The sequence below is a fragment of the Photobacterium marinum genome (assembly GCF_000331515.1).
GTDB lineage: Bacteria > Pseudomonadota > Gammaproteobacteria > Enterobacterales > Vibrionaceae > Photobacterium > Photobacterium marinum.
Genome location: NZ_AMZO01000025.1, coordinates 63,609 through 86,130 on the forward strand (window position 1 = coordinate 63,609; position 22,522 = coordinate 86,130).

The window sequence follows — 22,522 nt, forward strand, 5'->3', positions numbered from 1 at the left end:
AATGATTATTGCTCCAGAGCTTTCTGGATCTTCTCAAACAAATCTTTAGCCAGATTTTCAAGCTGAGACAATTTTTCCAACTCTGCTCGCATCAGAGCCTGACGCTTCTCGTCATACTGGCGGTACTTCAGGAACGGTTCGATCAGGCGAGACGCAACCTGAGGGTTGCTGGCATTCAGCGTAGTCAGGATCTCTGTCAGGAACTCGTAACCTGAACCGTCTTTAGCATGGAAACGTACCGGGTTATTGGCACAGAAGCTTGCTACCAGGCTACGGGTACGGTTAGGGTTCTTAATATCAAATGCCGCATGCGACATAGTATTTCGAACATTTTCCAATGCATTCTCTGCCGGGTTAGAGCCTTGCAGTGCAAACCACTTATCCATTACCAGACCGTCATGAGTCCACTTATCACTGAAATCTGCCATCTGGGCTTCACGGCACTCCAGTTCAGCATTGTTAGCCGCTGCCATTGCTGCCATGGTGTCCGTCATATTGTCAGACTTCTGGTATTGCTCTGATGACAGTTTGTTACCATTAGCCGTTAGCGCGAGGTAAGCCAGGCAACGGTTACGTAATGCACGCTTAGCCATTGCGTCATGCTCAATGGTGTATGAAGCCTGTGTCAGTGAATGGTAGATAGCGCTGAATTCATCTTCCATCTCAAAAGCCAATACTTTTTCAAGTTGGCTAACTACTTCATGGATTGCATCGACATCAACCGTTTTATACCAACCTGCGATTTCATTCTCGCTTGGTAGTGTCAGCATCTCAGCTATAAATGCAGGATCCAGTTTTTCGTCAAGCAATACACCACGGAACGCATCAACAACAGACTCAGGAATTGCAAATGCTTCACCCTGCTGAACACGTTTCACGTTCTCGCGAATATATTTAGCCAACAGGATCTGGCCAGCGTCCCAACGAGCAAACTCATTGCGGGCATGTACCATCAGGAAGGCTAGCTCTTCATCGCTGTAATCGTATTCCAGAACGACAGGTGCAGAGAATTCACGCAGCATAGAAATCACAGGTTTCTCTGCAACATTATCAAACTCAAAGACCTGCTCTTCCTCGGTAACATCAAGTACATTATGCACTTTCTCACCGTTACGTTGTAACGCAACAACTTCACCACGCGCATCATACAGCTCGATATCAAATGGAATGTGCAGCGGCAACTTCTCTTCCTGGCCCGGAGTTGGTGCTGTATGCTGCTTAACAGTGACACGGTAACGCTTCTGTTCTGTATCATACTCAGTTGCAACATTTACAATCGGTGTACCGGCCTGGCTGTACCAGCGGCGGAAACGCTCAAGGTTGATGCCAGATGCATCTTCCATTGCCTGAACAAAATCATCACAAGTTGCAGCTGTACCGTCATGACGTTCAAAGTACAGTTTCATACCTGCCTGGAAACTCTCTTCGCCTAACAGTGTGTGCATCATTCGAATCACTTCACTACCCTTTTCATATACAGTCAGGGTGTAGAAGTTATTCATTTCGATTACTTTTTCCGGACGGATCGGATGAGACATCGGGCCACGGTCTTCTGCAAACTGAGGACCACGCACGATGCGTACATTCTTAATTCGGTTAACCGGACGAGAACCCAAATCTGATGAGAACTCCTGATCACGGAATACAGTCAGGCCTTCTTTCAGACTCAACTGGAACCAGTCGCGACAAGTTACTCGGTTACCTGTCCAGTTATGGAAATATTCATGACCGATAACAGCTTCAATACCTTGATAGTCAGTATCTGTTGCTGTTTTTGCGTTTGCCAGAACAAACTTAGAGTTAAATACGTTCAGGCCTTTGTTTTCCATTGCCCCCATGTTGAAGAAATCAACGGCAACAATCATGTAGATATCAAGATCGTATTCCAGACCGAATCGCTCCTCATCCCACTTCATGGAGTTTTTCAGCGATGTCATTGCGTAGTCAGCACGGTCAAGGTTGCCTTTGTCGACGTAGATTTCCAGTTCAACATCGCGGCCGCTCTTCGTGTTGTAAGTGTCACGCAACACATCGAAGTCACCAGCAACCAGCGCAAACAGGTAGCTTGGTTTAGGGAACGGATCCTGCCATTGTACCCAGTGGCGACCATTTTCAAGTTCACCAGAGTCAACACGGTTACCATTACTTAACAGGAACGGGCATTCGGCTTTGTCTGCAATCACTTTAGTTGTAAAGCGAGCCAGTACATCAGGACGGTCAAGATAATAAGTGATACGACGGAAACCCTCGGCCTCACACTGTGTACAGAAGCCACCACCTGACTTATACAAACCTTCCAGTAGTGTATTTTCTTCCGGATTAATCTCTGTTTCGATAGTAAGTTCGAAATCAGCAGGAACACCGCTGATTGTCAGGCCAGAATCGTCTTCAACATAATCGGTCCACGCTTCACCGTTCACTTCAACGCGAACCAACTTCAGGCCATCACCGTCTAAAACAAGTGGTACAGGCTGCTCAGATTTACGCACTACCTTACTGACGGCTGTTACGTGAGTTGCCGTATTATGAAGATCAAATTCAAGAGAAAGATCGGTAATCGTGTAATCTGGAGCCTTATAATCAGCTCGGTATTTTGCTGTTGGCTGTGTAGCTGTTGGTTTTTCGGCCATTTTCTTTTCCTTAGTTATCCGCGTTCAGGCATCTGCGCCATACATAAGCGGCTGACACATGTCATTATTCTGCCTTTGAAGCACTCACACAAGAGTAGTCACCAAGTTATACCAGATGTTAAATATAAAGCAGCGTCATCTGATTAATATGCAAACACTTTGATTTCATATGATACGTCACTTTAAAATAATCATCTGATAATTCTTGTATTCTGCTATCCATCTTACATATTTTATGAGTTCAAGCTCATATAATAGAGCGCAGAGTTTTATAGAAGTTCGCTTCTTCTTGTATTCACAAATAAACCCTTAGGGTTAATAGGGTGATCTACAGAGGATAAGTCTGTATTAAAAAATATGGAGAGCAGACTTGTTGTTTTCAAGGTTTCAGCGTATGGTACTGCCCTCTTTTTTGCCTGTTTTTAAAGGTTTCAGCCAAATTTGGCAAAAAATAATGTAAAATTCTCGGATTGCGATATACAACTCAATTAGCTATGACTGATACAGGACACACAAGGGTAATCGACTCCCTGCTTGATACGGATGCATATAAACTTCATATGCAGCAAGCGATTTTCCATCAATACCCCAATATTGAGGCCGCTGCAGAATTCCACTGCCGAAGCGATGAAGACCTCCGTCCTTACTGTAACGAAATCCAGGCTCAGGTTAATAAACTGGCCGAACTCTCCTTTACTGAAGAAGAGCTGGAATATCTGGCTACACTTCCTTTCTTCCAGGATGATTACCTGAACTACCTGAAAGACTTCAAGCTTGATAGCAACAGTGTTGCCATCGACAATTCAGGTGAACAACTGACGATTAAAATCACCGGTAAATGGCTTGATGTAATCCTGTGGGAAGTGCCATTACTGGCAATTATCAGTGAAGTACGCTCATCCATTCGCTACCCTGACGCTTCTGCTGATGATGCAATCGCACAGCTCAAACGTAAGCTGGAAGACTTTTACAACAATGCTGAAGGCCTGGATCTGAGCCAGTTTGCTCTGGTTGATTTCGGTAGCCGTCGTCGATTCTCTAAAGAAGTACAGCAAAAGGTTGTTGATTACCTGAGCGAAAATGTGCCGCAATTCAAAGGCACTTCTAACTATCATCTTGCGCGTACCCGAGGCCTGGCACCTGTCGGCACTCAAGCACATGAATGGTTCCAGGGACACCAGCAACTAGCCGGTGAACTGGCTGATTCTCAACAATTGGCCCTAAATCGCTGGCTGCAGGAATACCCTGATTCACTGGGGATCGCCCTGACAGACTGCATCAATATGGATGCATTCCTGCGAGATTTTGACCTTCGTTTGACTGAGCGTTTCACCGGCCTGCGCCATGACAGTGGTGATCCAATTGAATGGGGTGAGAAGGCAATCAGACACTATGAATCACATGGTATCGACCCGAAGACCAAAACACTGGTGTTCTCTGACAGCCTTACACTGAACAAAGCGCTGAATATTTACAAGCAATTTGCCCATCGTATCAACCTCAGTTTCGGCATCGGCACCCAGCTGACTTGCGATCTGCCTGATGTAAAAACACTAAATATTGTGATCAAACTGACGGAATGCGAAGGACGCCCTGTTGCTAAAATCTCAGATGAGCCAGGTAAAAGTATATGTCATGATGAAGAGTACCTTTCAAGACTTCGCCATGCTTTCAAAATTGCATAAAAATATATTGTTTAAATATTAAACAAAACATTAAAAGGCTTGCTGTTTCAGCAAGCCTTTATTTTTTGCATAACCTTTAACTTCTGAGCCTTAATTCAAAACTCATTCCCTCTGCAAGGTCGCTTCCATTCCGAATTGTTTATTTGTCAGGGTTAATGTATCCGAGCCAAGTAAAAACTGGCTATCGTGTTGGCCATCTTCATAGATCAAAACAATTTGATCATCTTCTATAAAGTAAATGCCTTTATGCTCTTTTTTCTTTCCATCAGAACCGGACACTTTTGCTGAGAATAAAAAGTCCGGACGCAGCGAGAGGGATAATTCAGAAACACTATCGGCCACATCTTGTCCACTGATTCGAGAAGAACGCCATGTTCCTGGTAAATTCTCAGGCGCTAACTTGGTAAATCGGGCACCATCAAGAATAAACTGGTTATAACTTAACATGTAGCTGTGCTGTTGCTCTGGCTGACCTTTGGTATAAAAGGTAACTGTTGATTCATCAATATTATAGGTTCCCCCCCACTCTTCTACCGTACCGTCAACCTGAAGCAACCTGATCACAAAGCGATAAGATGATTTGAATTTAATATTCATAGCACGATAGTTGGCACCTTCACTATTTACTCCCTCATCAGTATTACTAAACCAGTACCAGTCACCCAGTAACAAAGGATAATCAAACTCCGTTAAATCATTGGCATGAGACTGATAACTAAGGGAAGCAAAGAAAAGCAACAATGCAGATGCAAGCGATTTAAGCATAGTAAAACCCCTAATGGAGAACTAAGGTCTACTTAAAACACTAGCCTGCGAAGCTATTGTGCGCTTGGAAAAATGACTTCTCTCACATCATTTGGATCGACAGTCTCAAAAACGAGACAGGTGAAATTAACTGACGTTTAGAAGAAGTTGTTCATGAATGCCTTGTTTATTTAACATTGACGGATAAAAAAACGGCACCCAAATAAGGCGCCGTTTTGATAATAATTTCAGCGAAACATTAACTTTGTGCTTTGACTAAATCAGCAGTAATTGCGATTGCTTCGTCAAGATAAGCATCAGGTGCTTCATAATCTTTAGGTATATCATCTAAAGACGCAAAGCTTTTCTTACCCATGGCTTTCTGACGCTTATTCAAGCGAGCCAAGCGATCTTCCTCATCCTGCTCTTGCTCTTCAATGCGCTTCTTCTCATTCAGAGAGATCTTATTAAGATCCTTTTCAGCTTTATACTTGGCGATATCTTCCATAATAAAACTGAATTCCAAATCGCTGCTTATTCGCGCTTCATGCTTAGTCTTAAGCTTCGGCAACACACCAGAAAAGTTATATAACTTCTGATATTGAGCCGGCTTGATGCTGTCCCATGGCAGAGCGTTATCTTCCACACTCTCACCTGTTTCAGACGGGTCAACAGCTGTCGGGAAAGTCAGATCAGGAACCACACCCAAGTTTTGAGTACTACCACCATTGATACGGTAGAACTTTTGAATCGTGTACTGAACATGGCCCAAAGGCTTATCAAACAGATCATAAATATGGTTCAAAGAACGATGCTGCTGCACTGTGCCTTTACCAAATGACTGTTCACCAAGAACCACTGCCCGACCATAATCCTGCATTGCAGCAGCAAAAATTTCTGAAGCAGATGCACTGTATCGGTTAACCAAAACAGTCAGTGGGCTATCAAAATACACCCTATCGTCAGAATCACCGTTAACTTTCACCCGGCCGTAGCTGTCACGAACCTGAACCACAGGACCGCTGTTAATAAACAGGCCAGTCAAGGCTGTAGCTTCAGTCAGCGCACCACCACCATTGTTACGCAAGTCAATGACAATACCGTCAACTTGCTGATCATTAAGCTTGGCGATTTCTTTCTTAGTATCTTCCGACAAACCAACATAAAAACTCGGGATTTCAATAACCCCAACCTTCCTGCCTTGCGAGAATTTCACTGAAGACTTAACAGCACGATCTTCAAGACGGATTTTGTCACGGATAATTGTTACATCGTAACTTTTGGCATTCTTACCTTCAGGAAGGATATGCAGAATTACCTTACTACCCTTTGGACCTTTGATCAGCTGAACAACATCATCTAGACGCCAGCCAATCACATCCACCATATCTTTCCCTTCCTGCGCAACACCGATAATTCGGTCACCGGCAGAAAGCTGTTTCGAATTCGATGCCGGGCCACCAGCAACAAGAGAGCGGATAACAGTATAGTCATCAACAACCTGCAATACTGCACCAATACCTTCCAGAGACAAGTTCATCTCAGACTGGAATTGTTCAGCATTACGAGGAGACAGATAGCTGGTATGAGGATCAACTTCACGGGCGAAGGCATTCATATAAAGCTGAAATACATCTTCACTATGAGTTTGAGTCAAACGCTTCAGGGCATTGTTATAACGTTTAGCCAGCGTTTCCTTAATCTCTTTCCACTCTTTACCAGCCAATTTCAGGTTCAGCGCATCGTATTTAACCCGCTTGCGCCACAGCTCATTGAGCTCATTACGATCTTTCGCCCAAGGAAGCTCAGAGCGATCAAGAGTAAAATCTTCATCGACATTAAAAGAGATTTCTCGGTCTAAAAGAGTCAGCGCATATTGATAGCGGTCATAGCGACGCTCCAGCAGCTTATTAAACATGTCAAACGCAGCCGTTGACTCACCTCGCTTGAGCTGGTCATCCAGTTGCTTTTCCCACTTTGTAAATTGCTGAATATCTGAGGCGGTCAGGAAGCTTTTATTGAAGTCCAACATTTCGACATAACGATCAAAAACGCTGGCTGAGAATTCATCGTCAAGAGCAAATTGCCTGTAGTGTGAGCGAGTAAAGCGCGAGGCTATTCTTTTACTTGCTGTAGCATGCTGCTTTTCAGGCGCAAGCTGTGGCAAATCACTTAACGTGTATTTGGCCTCAAGGGCCTGAGCTGAAGCTGCCAGCATCATGCCGGCAGCAATCAGTGAGAAACGGAATCGACATTTCATACGTCGAGCATTCTCCCTTTACGAACGAAGGTGCTCCGCTTTAACAACCATTGTCAGGCCGTTATTCAAACGAACTCGCACATCGTCCTTATTAATTTCAACGATAGTTGCCGGCATGTTTCCGCTACCCATATTCACACTAACGTCTTTGCCAACTTTCACTTCATCAGCAGTCAGTGCACGGGTGGTTTCAGCTGGCTTTTTATTTAGCTTAGTCGTTTTTGGCTTGGTGTTCTTTGGTTTAGCCGCTTTAGCACGAACTTTTTTCGCTTTTCCTTCACCATTCTTAGCCGCTGCAGCTTTTGCTTCAGCTTGCTCTTTACGACGAGCACGTACTTTAGCCTTGCTCTCTGCAAGTGCTTGTTTAGCGTGCTCTACGTGTTCTTCAGTCAACACGTCACATTCATTACCATCTAGGTCAACACGACTTGCACCAGCTTTTACACCGTGAAGATAACGCCAGGAAGAAGTGTACTGACGCAGAGCGGTACGCAATTGAGTTTTACTTACTTTTGGATCTTCGTTCAGACGCTCAGCGAGCTCTTGGAAGATACCGATTTTAAGAGGCTTTGCTTCACCTTCAACAGTAAAACATTTAGGGAAACGCTCAGCAATATATGCAATCACTTCTTTACTGTTCGTTAGCTTTTCAGAGTTTTCCATGGACTTTCCTGACAAATGCGAGTTGAACTCGCCGTTAGTACTTTAAATCAAAAAGAAATAGTCTCGCTATTATAGTTACCTAACACCGAAAAACCACCGAAAGCATGCAATTAGAGCTTTTTTTGTAGTTCTTCAATGAAAGAAACTAGTCCATCCTCATCATTCTGGTCAAATCTTGATAAGTTTGGGCTATCTACATCCAGTACACCATACAAATTTCCTTTCACAGAAAAAGGGATAACGATTTCAGAATTACTTGCTGAATCGCAGACAATATGCCCTTCAAACTGGTGTACATCATCAACCCGTTGCACTTTATTTTCTGCAATAGCTGTTCCGCAAACCCCTTTCCCTAGCGGAATTCGCACACAGGCTGGCTTTCCCTGGAACGGCCCTAAAACCAACTGCTCCTCTTTTAAGAAATAAAAGCCTACCCAGTTGATCTCTTCTAACTCCATGTTGAGTAACGCACTAATATTAGATGTATTAGCAATAAGGTCACTCTCACCATCAATTAACGCAAGTGCCTGCTTAGTGAGCCTGTTATAAAAAGCGGCTTTATTTTCCATGGCTTACTCCTTTTATAGCCGTTAAAATGGCAACCATTGTTAGTAATAGGAATCATTATCACTGTGAAAGGTAATTCAAATCAAATGATTAACTGGTCATGGCTGGTAAAGCAAGCAAAACATCACCAGCCAAGACTGCTCACAGCCAATATCATCGCCATCATCGCCACGCTGGTCAGTGTACCCATTCCGCTTCTGATGCCACTGATGGTCGATGAAATTCTTCTTGATCAGCCCGGTAAGGGAATTGAACTCCTTAACTATTTTCTCCCTGAATCATTACGCCAACCTACGGCTTACATTCTTCTGGTTCTGTTGTTTGTTGTTTTAATGCGGGTAGGCAGTCAGGCACTTAACATTTTGCAAAGTCGTCAGTTTACCCTTGTTGCTAAAGACATCACCTACAACATTCGTAAACACATCATCAATAAGCTGGGCAGGATCAGTATGCGCCAGTATGAAGAACGCGGTAGCGGTGGGATCACTTCTCATCTGATTACAGATGTAGAAACCATCGATAAATTTATCGGCGATACGCTAAGTAGGTTCCTGGTTGGCTTGCTGACAATTATTGGTACCGCCATTATTATGCTGTGGCTTAACTGGCAGTTGGGCCTTTTTATCCTCCTAGTTAACCCGCTTGTCGTTTACGCTTCGCGCCTGATGGGTAACCGTGTAAAGACACTAAAGAAAAAGGAGAATCAGGCGTTTGAAAAATTTCAGCAACGATTAGTTGAAACATTGGATGGTATCTACCAGCTTCGTGCCTCTAACCGTGAGCGTGAATTCCTCAACCAACTCAAGTCCAACGCCAATGACATTCGTTATGATGCTGATAAGTATGCCTGGCAGTCAGAAGCAGCCGGACGGATTTCTTTCCTGCTGTTCTTACTCGGCTTTGAGCTATTCCGCGCGATGGCAATGATGATGGTACTGTTTACCGATTTAACCATTGGACAGATGTTCGCCATCTTCGGTTACCTTTGGTTTATGCTCGGCCCGGTACAGGAGCTCCTGGGAATTCAATTTGCCTGGTATAGTGCCTCAGCGGCCATGCAGCGCCTGAACGGACTCATATCCATAGAAGAAGAAAAACGCCCTGTCGCGAAAGTGAACCCATTTAATGACAAAGAAACGATCAACATCGAAGTAAAGGATATCCATTTTGCTTACGATGAAGATAAAGAAGTACTCAACGGACTGAGCCTTGCGATTCCAGCAGGAAAAAGGATCGCTCTTGTTGGCTCATCCGGTGGTGGTAAATCAACCCTTATTCAGCTTCTGCTCGGCATATATCAAAAAGACCGAGGTGACATTGTGATCAACGGCCATCCCATTGAAGATGTGGGCTATGAAGCTCTGCGCAACAAAATGGCAGTGGTCTTACAACATCCCGTGCTCTTTAATGATACACTCCGCCACAATTTGTGTCTGGGTGCTGATTTTACCGATGAGCAGCTATGGCAGGCATTGGAAATTGCCCAAATGACCGATGTGACCCAACGCCTGACTGATGGACTAGATACACAAATCGGTCGTCAGGGGATTCGCCTTTCAGGTGGACAACGTCAGCGACTGGCTATTGCGAGGATGCTCCTGGCTAATCCGGAGTTTGTCATTCTGGATGAGGCGACATCTGCGCTTGATACAGCAACGGAAGCAGCTCTTCATACGGCGCTGAATGAATTTTTAGTTAACAGAACAACACTAATTGTTGCACACCGTTTATCTGCGGTTAAGCAAGCTGATTTAATCTACGTGCTTGAAGATGGTCAGGTTAGCCAGGCGGGCACCCATTCAGAACTTGTAAACACAGAAGGCCTATACCAGACCCTATATGGTTCTGTTCAGTCGGCGGACGCAGTATTACCAAACACGGAACAACTATCAGTAGCCAGGCTTAATGTAAAATAATATAGTGTTCATTTTTAATGGTAGCACTCTGAAACTGCTTGTTTTTCGTGCTTAATAAGGATTAAACAACATGTCACTGGCAAGACTCTGTCCCGGCTGCGACCTACTTGTTATGCCTGAAGTCGCTAAACGAGGACATAGTGCTTACTGCCCGCGTTGCAATACTCGCTTATATCGTGGCGGCACATCACACTTTAACGGTGAATTTGCTATTGCACTGGCTTGTTTAATCCTTTTCATTCCTGCCCATTTTTTTCCGTTGATCACCATTCGCCTGTTCGGCGTGATGATCCCGGCTACCCTACCGGCAGGAACACTTACGCTGGCAGCCGATTTTCCGGCTGTCGCATTTCTCATCCTGTTTTGTAGTTCTATAGCCCCGTTATTGGTCAGCCTTTCTGTCATTGCTGCGCAGGTTAGTCTTAAATTCAGATACTTGCAGCTTTTCCGTACCTCGGTGTGGATTATCGAACACCTGAAATACTGGGCAATGTTTGATGTTTTTCTTGTTAGCCTGGCAATCTCATGCTTTAAAGTTCAGGATTATGCAGATATTTATGTCGGGCCCGGTCTGTATTCTCTGGTCACCCTGCAAATACTGATGTCACTACTTATCACTAAGGTAACGATTTCCCGCTACTGGGAAGCCTGGCAACCTGAAGTTGAACATAAAGCGGATGAACTGACGACGCACTGCCATACCTGTCATCTAACCCAGGCTGATGGCGAACACTGCATCCGTTGTTCATCACCACTATATAAACGTATGCCTCACTCGGTGCAGAAGACATGGTCATACCTTATTGCCGCCAGTATCTTTATTTTGCCGGCTAACATTTACCCGATTTCAATATTCCTGAATAACGGGAAACGGGTCGAAGATACGATTTTTTCAGGTGTTGCCTCGCTAGTCAAAAGTGGTATGACTGGCATCGCCATCATCATCTTTGTAGCCAGTATAGTGGTACCGGTAGCAAAAATTCTCGGGCTGGCTTTTCTTCTTTTGACCATCCAGTTCAAACGCAGAGTCAATCATCTGCAACGCATGAGGATATATCGTGTTATCCAGTGGATTGGTAAATGGTCGATGATGGATCTTTTCGTGATTTCGCTCATGGTCTGCCTGATTGATCGTGACCAACTTCTTGATTTTACACCCGGACCGGGAGCTATTGCTTTCGGTGTAGTGGTGGTTCTTACTATGCTCGCTGCTGAAAGCTTAGATTCTCGTCTTATTTGGGACAACTATGAACAACGGACAAAATAACCAACAACCAGAACCGGTAAAAGTAAAAAGAGATCGTGGATTATCCCCTTTATGGATCCTTCCCCTGCTTGCCCTCACTCTGGCAGGATGGCTGGTATTCAAAGCTGTCAATGAGGCGGGGCAACGCATTAAAATCCACTTCAATGATGCTGCAGGTATTACTGCCGGCAGAACTACTATTCGTTACCAGGGTCTCGAAATCGGTATGGTACGTGTAGTTAACCTGTCCCGCGATCTGCAAAGTATCTATGCCGAAGCCGACATCTACCCGGAAGCTGTTCAGACACTAAAAGAAGGGACACGCTTCTGGCTGGTTAAACCTAAGGCTTCTATTACCGGTATTTCCGGCTTGGATGCGTTGGTTTCCGGTAACTATATTGCCCTTCAACCGGGTGAAGGTAAGCCTACGTATGAATTTAAGGCATTAGACAGCCAGCCATCTGATACACCTATTGGCCAGGGTCTAAAAATTCGTCTGCGCTCACCGAACCTTGGCTCTGTCAGCATCGGCTCTCAGGTTCTGTACAAGAAGATTCCGGTCGGTGACGTTTATAACTACACCCTGAGCAATGACAAAAAGCGCGTTCTGATTGATATCCTTATTCGTCCGCAATACGCCGGACTGGTAACTAATAAAAGTCGTTTCTGGAATGTCAGCGGTATGAGTGCCAATGTCGGTTTTAACGGCGTTGACGTTCAGTTTGAAAGCCTGTCGGCGATGATTGGCGGTGCCATAGCGTTCGACTCTCCGGATGAAGGCACTCCGGTTGAGGCAGATCATCTGTTCCGTCTATATCCGGATTTGAATACCGCTGGTCGTGGTATCGCAATTACAATTGACCTGCCGGATAACAATAATATCAGTGCCAGCGGAGCTCCTATCATTTACCGTGGACTCCAAATCGGCCAGATTTCGGATCTGCGTCTTGATGAGCAACACAAAAAAATCATCGCCCACGCAGCTATTGAGCCAAGCATGAGCGATTTGCTGACAACCGGTTCTCATATGGTACTGGAAGAAGCCGAGTTATCCTTGAGCGGCGTAAAGAACATCGGCAACCTGATCCGTGGCAATTTCCTGACCTTAATTCCGGGCGAAGGTCCGACTACACGTCGATTCAGGGCTATCACTCAAGATGAGTTGCAGGAGCAACAACCAGGCGTGGCAACTTTCTCACTGTATGCCGATAACAGTTATGGTGTTAAGCGAGGTACAAGGCTGAAGCACCGTGGTGTAGAAGTTGGCCGCGTTACTAAAGTTACACTTAAAGATAAGAAAATCCGCTTTGATGTGGTTGTTAAGCCTGAGTACACATCATTGGTTCGCTCTGCCAGCCGTTTCTTCCTTGATGGCGGCATCCAGGCCAACATCAGTGCCAAAGGTGTTGATGTTAATGTTCCGCCAGCAGATCAAATCATCAGCCAAGCCATCAACTTCACCAGTGAAGGTGGCAAGGAAATAAGAAAAACCTATCCATTGTATAAGAGCCGCCAATTAGCAAAACTGGCTGCTGAAAACCTCAAAGGTTATACCAGCATCAAGCTGTATGCAGATGAGTTACCGCCCGTTTCAGAAGGGAGCCCTATCCTTTATCGCAACATGTCTGTTGGTGAAGTGAAAAGTTACGTTCTGATAAGTGACGGCGTCACAATATCAATTGCGATCGACAATAAGTATCGTCATTTAATCAAGGCTGATACCGTATTCTGGAACCGATCTGGTGTAGAAGTTGAGGCTGGTCTGGATGGTGTCAGTATTAAGGCAGACCCTATCACTACCCTAATCAAAGGCGGCATTGCTTTTGATGAGCTGAAAGGCGTCGCCAATAAAACAGGTTCACGCTACAAGCTGTATTCCAGCCTGAAAGAAGCGAAAGATTTCGGTCAGTTGATCACTCTGACAGCGGCTGACGCTAAAGCCATTTCCGTCAGTTCTGATATTCGCTACCAGGGTGTTAATGTAGGTAAGGTGATTGAAACCATTCCAGACTTCAACGCTGGAAATGTAAAAGTCAAAGCTCGCCTGTTCCCTCAATATGCAAAAAAGCTGGCAAAGTCGAACAGCTACTTCTGGGTGGTAACACCAAAACTGAGCCTGACCGGAGCCAAAAACCTGGATACTCTGCTAAGCAGCTATATTGCGGTTGCGCCTGGTGATGGTCATTTCAATCAGAGTTTCAAGCTCGGTACCGCTGAGCTGGTAAATTCCGGCCTGACAATCATCTTGGAAAGTGAAGACCGAGGCTCTATCAGCGAAGGGACTCCAATTCTTTATCGTGACATCCAGGTTGGCCAGGTTGTGAAAGTGTCTCTGGGTGAGATGGCAGATCGCGTTATCCTGGAAGCTCAGATTGAACATAAATACAGTCACTTGGTACGCACTGATTCCGTTTTCTGGAACAAGTCAGGAGTTGATGTCACCATCGGACTGACCGGCGCATCCGTTCAGTCCGGCACTGTAGACAGTCTGATCCGCGGAGGCATTGCGTTTGCCACTCCGGAAGAACAACCATTGGCACCAAAGGCTAAACAGGATAGTCACTACCTGTTGTACAAAGATGCCAAACCACAGTGGAAAACCTGGCGTACGGCAATTCCCCGCCACTAAGCGCTGATACTTCCAACCCGTTGTAAACAAAGGAGCACCCAGTGCTCCTTTTCTTTGTCTGATTCTTTGCCATTCATGCAGACTGCCGTCGATTATTATCCCAGTTTGTTATAGACTCTCGCTTCATCGCCAGATAAAGATATATACGAGACAAACCCTTGCATCCGAACATTTACATCCCAGAAGCTTTTATTGAGCAAATTCGTCAGATCATGCCTGAACACTTAAGCATGGATGAGTTCATTGCCTGCTGTAAAACCCCTCTTCGCCGTAGTATCCGCGTTAACACGCTAAAGATCAGTGTGGAAGATTTTCTTACCCGGGTTGCAGACAAAGGCTGGACTCTCACACCTGTACCCTGGTGCGAAACAGGTTTCTGGATTGAACGTGAAGATGAAGACAGCGTCTCTTTAGGTAATACTGCTGAGCACATGGCTGGCCTGTTCTACATTCAGGAAGCCAGCTCCATGATGCCGGTAACGGCGTTATTGAAAGACAACGATGCATTGGATTGTGTTTTAGATATGGCATCTGCGCCTGGCTCTAAAACCACGCAGATTGCCTGTGCAATGGAAAACCGCGGCGCACTGGTTGCTAACGAACTGGCCGCCAGCCGCATCAAAGTTCTGCATTCAAACCTTCAGCGTTGTGGTGTCTATAATGCCGCCCTAACCCATTTTGACGGTTGTGTATTCGGTGGCTGGGCTCCTGAATCTTTTGATTCCATTCTGCTTGATGCACCATGCTCAGGCGAAGGCGCAATCCGCAAAGATGACGACGCGATGGAAAACTGGAGCCTGGAATCTGTTGAAGAGATTGCAGCCGTTCAGCGTGATCTGATCGTCAGTGCATTTCAGGCACTAAAACCCGGCGGCGTGATGGTGTACTCAACTTGTACCCTGAACTTGAGTGAAAACCAGCATGCTTGTCACTTCCTAAAAGAAACCTTCGGTGATGCTGTGGCTTTTGAACCGCTGGACAATTTGTTCGACGGCGCGAAGCAAGCTCTAACGGAAGAAGGCTTCCTGCATGTTTATCCGCAAATCTTTGACAGTGAAGGCTTCTTCGTTGCCCGTATCCGTAAGCTTGAATCAGTAGAATCACCAAAGGTGAAAAAGCGCCTGGGCAAATTCCCATTCTCACTGGCTAAAGATAAAGAACAACAAGACATTACCAAAAGCATTAAAGCTGATTTGGACATTAGTCTTCCTGAAGAAAGCGAAATTTGGTTACGTGATAAAGAAGTCTGGCTGTTCCCGGCAAAACTTCATCCGTTACTAAGCGAAATCCGTTTCCAGCGCATCGGTATCAAACTGGCCGAGCAACACAAGAAAGGTTATCGCTGGCAGCATGAAGCCATTATGTCCTTGGCTAAAGGTGATGAAAGTGTGGCAATTGCCCTGACACCCGAACAGGCGAAAGAATGGTTTATGGGACGTGATATCCGTCCTGAAGATATGTCCGGTAAAGGTGAACTTATTGTTACCTACCGTGATTACCCGATCGGCATCGGCAAATGGGTTGGCAACCGCATTAAAAACGGCCTGCCTCGTGAACTTGTTCGCGATACTAACTTGTTTGATATTTGATAGTATCCCGATAGGTATCACAAATAAGAGAGCTAATGCGCTGACAGGTTTCTATATTCATAAAGTATTTATTTTCAGCAGAAAATATAAAATAAGCGTGATAATGGAAGCCGTATCAGAGTTGAATGACATTCTCAGTGCTAAAACTGGCAAATTGTACTGCTTGAACTACCATTGATAGTGTAATTGATCTCCATTTACTAACCAGTTAGCGCAAGGCTCTCACGAGCCATTCCCCTAAGCCCGAGACAGGAGTCGTTTCGGGCTATTTTTTTGTGCTGCGTTCTCAATTTTAATACTGATTCAATAAGTTAACCGAACACATAAAACTCACTGCATTTCATTACTCTTTCCCCCTCAATCTCAATCAAAAATTTCAAACGGATTATTACCAATAGTTAGCAAAACTGCCTTTACAACCATAAATCCCATCTTGGATTTACAATCAAGCAATTGATTTTTATCTTTTTATATTCAAGGCAAACTAACGTTCGACATTTTTGAATAAGTTGTGCAATTTTTTCCGCTATTAACCGTGATGAAGCTTCAATATAGTTATTTCCAAGCCAACACACAGCGCAAAGGAAATTACTATGTCAAATGTACTCGTTTTGAAATCAAGCATCCTAGGTGATTACTCTCAGTCAAACGGCCTTATCGATCACCTGATTGCATCATGGCAGGGAAAAGTCAGCTCTATTATCGAGCGTGATCTGGCAGCGAACCCTCTACCTGTTCTTGACGGTGAAATTGCAGGCGGCCTTCGTGGCGGTGATAACCTGACTCCGCGTCAGCAAGAAGCATTAGCACTATCAGATCAACTGATTGAAGAAGTCAAAGCCAGTGACACTTTGGTAATTGCAGCGCCTATGTACAACTTCTCTATCCCAACACAGCTGAAAAACTGGTTTGACTTAATCGCCCGAGCAGGCGTGACTTTTTCTTACACGGAAAACGGCCCTGTTGGTTTGCTAACAGGTAAAAAAGTGGTTGTTGTAACCACTCGTGGTGGTATGCATAAAGACGGCGCAACTGACACCATGGTGCCATACCTAAAAACAATTCTTGGCTTTATCGGCCTGACGGATGTTGAGTTTGTTTACAGCGAAGCACTGAATATGGGTGAAGATTTCGCATCCAAAGGTATTGCTGACGCTAAATCCGAACTCGATAAAATCACAGCCTAATATTCCAATTCAGACACTTTCAGATTCCTGCCACACTGGATTTACTGCCTTACCTGTATATCTTTCCAGGTAAGGCTTTTTTGTTTCTTTCATCATGCTCGTCTATCCATCAAAAATCGAATTGCAAATAGACAGTGTTGTAATTGCTTCCACCCTTGATTCGACCAAACTGGGAAGCATTTTCAAAAATGGCCGAACGATGATGAAGACTATAGCCAAACCACACATTATCCAGTGGCTTATGGTTGAATAAGTCACCAAGGTTTACATCAAAAGAGAAGTCGAGAAAATTAAGCAAATTACTTGGCTCATACCCTTTCCTGTCCATTTCACTTTGCTCAATGTAAGTAATATTACTGATATAAGATAATCCCTCTGCAGCACCGAAGCGCCACTTCACTGGCCAGTCAACGGTATAATAAGCTTTCACCGCCATGACATACTCTTGAGTTGAACCTTGGACATCGGAGCTCCAATGCCAGACAAACCCGGGAGTCAGATAAATATCTAATGGCAACCCGAACAACTCATCCGTTAACGGATGGCCATAGAAAAGAGAAGTAAGCTGATTATTGAACTCATCCTTCACCCGGTTACCAGAGAATATTTCACCAATGTTTGAAGGTGTCGCCCAACCATGCGCAACTCGCAGATAAGGTTTATTGCTCAAGGTTGTTTTTCTGGGCTTCTTAGTGTCATTAAAGAAGCCTAAACCGGCATAAACCTCCCCTTGCCAGTCTTCATCAACAATAAATGAGTCTTGTATATTTTTATCGAACCTCGTTGCTCTTGCTCCCGCTAACAAATAGAGATTTGACGCAACATGATAACTAACTGAAGCTCCCAGCTTAATATCTACTCCAGCATTAATCGACTCAAAATTAAGACCATAGTAATAACTGTTGTACGCACTTTCCTTCCAGTTTAATGATGCCTGTGGCATGAAACGCCAGTTTCCAGTCTGATAAATTGCTCCCAACGTTGCCAACGAACTGAATCGTCCATCGGGATCAGACAAAACATCGAACTGACTATATAAATCATTCTCGAATTGATATTTAAGTTGGAAACCAATATCACCGGTATCACCGCCAATTTGATTCTGAAATGATGAAGGGATATCAATAAAATGCATTCTTACCAAGGCATTTAATTCCCAGTCTTCATAGCGATACAGATTCAATCCAGCTTCTGTACCATTGAGAAACAGCCTATCCCCCTGATAAAACATCATTGGAACAAAAGTGGTTACACTTGTATCTTCGACGACAGACTGTGTCGCATACGGTATGGATGCCGTCCTTACAACCGCGGCTAGCCCCCAAGGTTGCTCTCCGTCTCGCTTAACCCTCAGATCTTCAACAGATATCAATCCATCAGGCCGCTTTACATCCTCAACCCATGTGACGTTGTCACCCGCACCCGCTGTTAAGGGCAATGTAATAGCCAAGTATTTCCAGAAATTACTCAAATAACCGTCTCTATCATTCGTTCATGTATGAATACTCTAGTGCAAAATTAATTCGAGAACATGTTTTTCGATAAGAATCACAATAATCCTTCATATTTCAACAACAGGAAATATTAGACAATTCTTAATCAAAGGAAGATTGTGCATAAATAAAACGCAATAAGCATAAATTGACACATGATGCGCACTTCCCATGGAATAGACACAATACTCAATAAGAATAAAATTGCGAGGAATATCTAATTTGTTATACAAAATTTGATTCTTACTTTAAATATCTGCGGCAGACTCCTATATTCGTGGTATACATAATATGCATTAAAAACATAGCAATACCTTATTGAGTTGCTCGTGAAACGAACAAACCCAATTGAAAAGTCATATCAATTTAAAGTACAAGGAAGTAACAAATAGATTAATTCATTATCATTAGTTGACAATCGATTTGCATGAGCAAGCGATGACGGAATAAAAGTTTGATATTAGTTCAACGCAGTATTGATATATACATGCGAAGTTTTTTGCGCTCATTTTTAACCATCTTTTCGCTTGTTATTTGCATTTCAATCAACAAAGAAAAAGGAGTTAATAAGCACAGTAAAATTTTAATGAGAATCACATATTCTCAAACCTAATAAAGCCTAATCAATTTTATAACAACTGCACTAAATGCAGAGTTTCAATTTCAACAACACATAACAGTTACAGGAGATAATAATGAAATTGAATAAAACGAGGCTCCTTTTAACCCTCGCTCTATTTTCACACCCCACTTTTGCTGACAACCATACAGATCGAATGGTATTTGACAAACAAGTCATTCACTTTGATCAAATGTACGATGCCGTTTCGGCTGCCGACTTAACACAAAAAAGTCAGTACTTTTCACTCATTAATCAGCAAGGCAACAGTGCTCAATTTGAAGCGAAGTTAACATCGCTTACTATGGGCAAAGTGAAATTGGCTGATGGCAATATTTATAACCGAATCATGCTACCAGATGGTGGCAGCCCAGCAGAACCTGGGCTACCAAACCTTACCGGTTACCAGCAAATGGTTCGCATTCCTGATGGTGCACAGCTTAACGTTGTTATCGATGAAGTAAAATGGTCTGACACTTACTCAGATATGATTGTCGACCCTGTTCAACTTCCATTCCCTGACGTGGTTGAGATGGATGGTTCCCGTCCTGAAGAAAACATGCCATTTGTCAAAAATGATGCTGCCTATAACATGCTTACTGATGCCGTAATGCCGCCAGTAAGCGTTGTGGATACAGTACGTGTTCGAGGCAAAAGCTACGCGGTGATTTCTTACCGGCCAATTGAATTCAACCCAGTTAAGAAAACCGTCCGTTTCGCCGAAAAAGTTCGCTTCCACGTCAACTATGTATTACCTGAAAGCAAACAACCAAAACGTCAGGATAAGTTAGACTTCACAAATCCTGAAGAGTCAGTTATTGATCTTCGAACAGAAGCGGAGAAAAAATCCGACGCCGCTTTTACCCCAGCCCGTCAGGAAAATAATGAAGAGCTGACACCTGCACAACAGGCCGACTATCTGATTATCACGGCCGACCGCTTCGCAAACGCAATCGAACCTTTAGCAGCCTGGAAACGGAAAAAAGGCTACAACGTTCACGTAGCAACAATCACTGAAACCGGTAATACTCAGGAACAAATCAAGGCATACATTAAAAATGCCTATGAAAAAGGCCCAATGACTTCATATGTGCTGTTCGTTGGTGACCATGAAGATGTTCCTGGGTATGAAATCGTCGGTCACGGTTATCATGGCCCTAACCACAGATGGCATACTGACTTTGAATACACTCTGGTAGACGGCGCTGATAAATACCCTGACCTTGTGATCGGCCGATTCTCCGGTGATACCGAAGCTCAGATCACTGGTATGGTTAACCGTACTCTGAATTACGAGAAAACTCCTGCAGATTCTGACCGTTACAACCATATTCTGTTAGCAGGCCAATTCCAAGACAGTAATGATCATAACCTTGTTGCTGACCGTATGTTTATGGAAGATTTGCACCGTGTTGCTGACTTCCTCGGCCCTGATTACGATTTCTTTAATGGTCCAGGCGATCTTTTCAACAAAGGCTATCAAATTCACACTGCCCTGCAATGGGATGCTGATACAAGCAAGGAATTGCAATATGAAGGCTGGGACTACGGTACTGCCCGTGTCGTTCCACCAAAAGTCGTTCCTCAGGTTTGGAAGGATCAGGGAAGTGGCGATAAAGATGATATCGCTGATGCAATCAACCAGGGTGTCGGCTTAGTAATGCACCGTGACCACGGTTACGGTAATGGCTCTGGCTGGGCAGATCCTCATTTTACTGCTACAGAAGTTAATGCGCTGACCAACGGTAACATGACGCCGATTGTTTTCAGCCTTAACTGTGCAACTGGCTGGTTCGACGGTAAAGATTCATTCGCTGAATCCTGGATGCGTAACCCTAATGGTGGTGCTGTAGGCTTTACCGGTGCAGCTCGTGTCAGCTACTCCGGTTACAACGACCTGATGCACGCGGCAATTATGGATGGCTTCTGGGACGATTATGATGGTGCGTGGTCTAGTGCTATCTACCCTGTATCATGGCGTCCGGCGATGGCAGTTAACCGAGCTAAAGAGCGTTTGTTCTCTCATTACGGCATGCGTGATAGCGGAGCCGTTGATACAGCTCGCTTCTTCAGCTGGTTCGGTGATCCAGAACTGGAACTTCGTACTGAACGTCCAAAAGAGCTGACCGTTACCCACCCTGGTAAATTTACAAACGGTGCTTCTGCAGCATTTGATATCGTCGTTCGTAATGGTGAAGAACGCGTTGAAAATGCACGTGTTGCTTTAGTTTCTGCATCTGGTAAATCTCACGTTGCAACAACGGATGAAAACGGTGTTGCTCACTTCGAGGTTGATACAGACGAACCAATGTCTGTAACTGTAACAGAGCACAATGCAAAAGCTTACGAAGGCCAGATTACCGTTGACGGCGATGGCCCGGTAGCTAAAGTTGCCGCAGATATGACTGTACCCGGTTATCAGTGGGTTGTACTGGACGGAAGAAAATCTGTAATACCAGAAGGTGCAAAAGTTCACTACCAGTGGGAACAGGTTGAAGGACCAAAAGTTCGTATTGATTACGCAAGCAATGAGTACGCTTACGCGCTGACGCCTTATGAAAGTGCAACGCTGAAATTCAAGTTAACTGTAACTGACGAAGCTGGTCGCAGCAGTTCTGCGATTCAAACTGTGTTTGTTACCGGTCAGGAAGACAATAACAAAGCTCCTGTTGCTGATGCTGGTACCGACAAGGTGGCTTCAACATCTCAGTGGGTTGCCCTTGACGGTACAAAATCAGCAGATCCAGATGGCAAACTTGTAAACTATAAGTGGACTCAAGTTGCTGGTCCGACTGTACGAATTGCCTACCCTGATAACGATTACGCTTATGCTCTGACACCACGTTACGACGCGACACTTAAGTTCAAGCTAACCGTAACAGATGACAAAGGCAAAACGTCCTCTGCAACAAATACCGTTGTTGCAAAGGGTCGTCGTTAATTTAGGCTAACGTTTAAATACAGCACAGTACACAAAGGGGAATACCATTCGGTATTCCCCTTTTTTATCGTCCGCAATTAAAATCTGCACAAAACTCCTTCACAAATTATTTTTCGGTGAAGATCACAATATTTCGACTGGATATGATGGTTTAATATATTGAGTCATCTATTAACTAAATAATATCGCTTAAATTTAAAGCGCCTTGAGAAATTAAACCATACTTCATACGTGTCATCATTAGGACAAAACCAAAAGTTTATACGAAAAAAAACTGCGAGGAATATCTAACTTGTTATACAAAACATAATTATTAATCCAAACACCTACGGCGCACTTCTCTATTCGTGATA

13 protein-coding genes are annotated in these 22,522 nt (G+C 44.2%); 7 read left to right on the forward strand and 6 right to left on the reverse strand.

Annotation, left to right across the window (positions count from 1 at the left end):
* Window positions 1–5: 5 nt before the first annotated feature.
* A complete protein-coding gene (gene pepN / locus C942_RS16755) occupies window positions 6–2,630 on the reverse strand; it encodes an aminopeptidase N (RefSeq protein WP_007467876.1) in 2,625 nt (874 codons plus the stop codon).
* A 494-nt stretch (window positions 2,631–3,124) separates the two neighbouring features.
* On the opposite strand from pepN, the gene pncB reads away from it, so the two are divergent.
* A complete protein-coding gene (pncB, locus tag C942_RS16760) occupies window positions 3,125–4,315 on the forward strand; it encodes a nicotinate phosphoribosyltransferase (RefSeq protein ID WP_036800691.1) in 1,191 nt (396 codons plus the stop codon).
* Between the two features lie 102 nt (window positions 4,316–4,417).
* Here pncB and C942_RS16765 read toward each other — a convergent pair whose 3' ends face one another.
* From C942_RS16765 to C942_RS16780, 4 genes are all read right to left on the reverse strand, one after another.
* Entirely contained in the window at window positions 4,418–5,080 is a 663-nt protein-coding gene (locus tag C942_RS16765) for a lipocalin-like domain-containing protein (protein ID WP_007467881.1), read from the reverse strand.
* A 238-nt stretch (window positions 5,081–5,318) separates the two neighbouring features.
* The gene (gene prc / locus C942_RS16770) at window positions 5,319–7,319 is read right to left on the reverse strand and encodes a carboxy terminal-processing peptidase (RefSeq protein WP_007467883.1); all 2,001 of its coding nucleotides are present in this window, start codon (window positions 7,317–7,319) and stop codon (window positions 5,319–5,321) included.
* Window positions 7,320–7,337: 18 nt separating this feature from the next.
* On the reverse strand, window positions 7,338–7,982 hold the full coding sequence (gene proQ, locus C942_RS16775; RefSeq protein ID WP_007467885.1) for an RNA chaperone ProQ: 645 nt from the start codon (window positions 7,980–7,982) through the stop codon (window positions 7,338–7,340).
* A 110-nt stretch (window positions 7,983–8,092) separates the two neighbouring features.
* Window positions 8,093–8,551 (reverse strand): GAF domain-containing protein, encoded by a 459-nt coding sequence (locus C942_RS16780; protein WP_007467887.1) that lies wholly within the window; start codon window positions 8,549–8,551, stop codon window positions 8,093–8,095.
* An 84-nt stretch (window positions 8,552–8,635) separates the two neighbouring features.
* On the opposite strand from C942_RS16780, the gene C942_RS16785 reads away from it, so the two are divergent.
* The 5 genes from C942_RS16785 to C942_RS16805 all read left to right on the forward strand — a co-directional run bounded on the left by C942_RS16785 (window position 8,636) and on the right by C942_RS16805 (window position 17,116).
* A complete protein-coding gene (locus tag C942_RS16785) occupies window positions 8,636–10,465 on the forward strand; it encodes an ABC transporter ATP-binding protein (RefSeq protein WP_036800694.1) in 1,830 nt (609 codons plus the stop codon).
* A gap of 70 nt (window positions 10,466–10,535) precedes the next feature.
* Window positions 10,536–11,732, forward strand: coding sequence for a paraquat-inducible protein A (locus C942_RS16790; protein ID WP_007467890.1), 1,197 nt, complete (start codon window positions 10,536–10,538; stop codon window positions 11,730–11,732).
* Window positions 11,713–14,340 (forward strand): MlaD family protein, encoded by a 2,628-nt coding sequence (locus C942_RS16795; protein ID WP_007467892.1) that lies wholly within the window; start codon window positions 11,713–11,715, stop codon window positions 14,338–14,340. The genes C942_RS16790 and C942_RS16795 overlap by 20 nt, the downstream gene beginning before the upstream one ends.
* 158 nt (window positions 14,341–14,498) lie before the next feature.
* Window positions 14,499–15,929 (forward strand): 16S rRNA (cytosine(1407)-C(5))-methyltransferase RsmF, encoded by a 1,431-nt coding sequence (gene rsmF, locus C942_RS16800; RefSeq protein WP_007467894.1) that lies wholly within the window; start codon window positions 14,499–14,501, stop codon window positions 15,927–15,929.
* Window positions 15,930–16,522: 593 nt separating this feature from the next.
* Window positions 16,523–17,116 (forward strand): FMN-dependent NADH-azoreductase, encoded by a 594-nt coding sequence (locus tag C942_RS16805; protein WP_007467896.1) that lies wholly within the window; start codon window positions 16,523–16,525, stop codon window positions 17,114–17,116.
* Between the two features lie 109 nt (window positions 17,117–17,225).
* Here the strand turns inward: C942_RS16805 and C942_RS16810 are convergent, their stop codons facing one another.
* The gene (locus C942_RS16810) at window positions 17,226–18,488 is read right to left on the reverse strand and encodes a MipA/OmpV family protein (RefSeq protein WP_198287499.1); all 1,263 of its coding nucleotides are present in this window, start codon (window positions 18,486–18,488) and stop codon (window positions 17,226–17,228) included.
* An 816-nt stretch (window positions 18,489–19,304) separates the two neighbouring features.
* Here C942_RS16810 and C942_RS16815 point away from each other — a divergent pair.
* Window positions 19,305–22,169: a C25 family cysteine peptidase gene (locus C942_RS16815; protein ID WP_036800699.1), complete on the forward strand. Its 2,865-nt coding sequence runs from the start codon at window positions 19,305–19,307 to the stop codon at window positions 22,167–22,169.
* Window positions 22,170–22,522: the final 353 nt, after the last annotated feature.